General features: G+C 40.4%; 1 pseudogene. It reads right to left on the bottom strand.

The features are described 5' to 3' along the window. Window positions 1-1,206 (bottom strand): annotated as a pseudogene (locus tag CGS49_RS13540) (IS3-like element ISSth1b family transposase); the annotation flags it as partial.

Here is a 1,206-nt window from a genome sequence, read left to right as displayed (position 1 = left end):
TTAATGGTGTCGCATTAGGGTTAGCTTTTTGTGCTTTACGAAGTGTTTCCAATACCAATTCGTTATCATTAAATTGACCAACTACATAGGCGACAATTGAGCCGTCGTAAATATCCTTAATAGCACTCAAATAGGCTTTACAGCTGAAACCGTACTTCAAGAAAGTCACATCTGTACACCATTTCTGATTTGGAGCAGTGGCTGTAAAATTACGATTGAGAATGTTGTCTTCTACATTGACAAAGCTAGTTTTAGTACAATAGCCCTTGGCTCTTCTGATAATGGAACGTAGACCTAGAATGTGCATCAAGCGTCGAATCCGCTTCTTGTTGTAGTTTGTTTCAAGCTTGCGATTGACAAATAGCGTCATACGACGATAACCAAGAATACCATTATGCTGGCTATGAAGTTTCTTGATGATATCCATCAAGCCTAAATTTTCCTGTTCAGAAGTTGTTTCTTGATGTTGTAACCACTTGTAATAGCCTGAGCGAGATACCTTTAGAATATGGCACAAGTGGCTGATAGAAACCTCTTCATACTCATCCGCATATTCTTTAATCGCTTGGAAGGTTTCCAAGTGCCGACCAAGTCTTACCGTCGGTTTCGTCGTTTGATTTCTTCTAACTTTTTTAGCAGGCCGTTCTCCATTTCAAGATACTTAATCCGCTCTTCCTGTTGCTTGATTTTGAGGCGTAACTCTTCTTCTGGAGTAAGGTTTGGTTTACTTGTAAGACCTTTTCCACGACGATCTAGGAGACCGTTAGAACCGTCCTTCTCGAACTTTCTGACCCAAGAATAGATCTGCTGGTAGGAAACACCATACTTCTCAACAGCCCCTTGGTAATCTTTCTCGTGGGCAAGGGTAAAATTGACAATCTCAATTCGTTCTTCAAATGTTGTCTTGCGTCCTTGCTTCATGCGTCTCATTCCTTTACTAGTAGCTTTCAGTTCTTTACCACTAGTATAACTTTTTATCCATGATCTGAGAACATAAGGGTCAGAAATTCCATATTTTTTGGTCAGATCTTTGAGACTTCCCAAGCCATTAAGATAGTCGGAAACAGCTTGTTCCTTTAGTTCCTTACTATACTTCTTCCATTGACGGCTTTCCTCTAGCCCATCAACACCAGCTTCTTTGTACTTCCGAACCCAGTTCGATAGGGTGTCTTTAGAGATACCTTGGTTTCTAGTTAACCAACTAAG

It is taken from the genome of Faecalibacterium langellae (assembly GCF_002549775.1).
Classification (GTDB): domain Bacteria; phylum Bacillota; class Clostridia; order Oscillospirales; family Ruminococcaceae; genus Faecalibacterium; species Faecalibacterium langellae.
The sequence above is the reverse complement of the archived record's forward strand: the minus strand, read 5'-3'. Positions and strand labels throughout refer to the sequence as shown.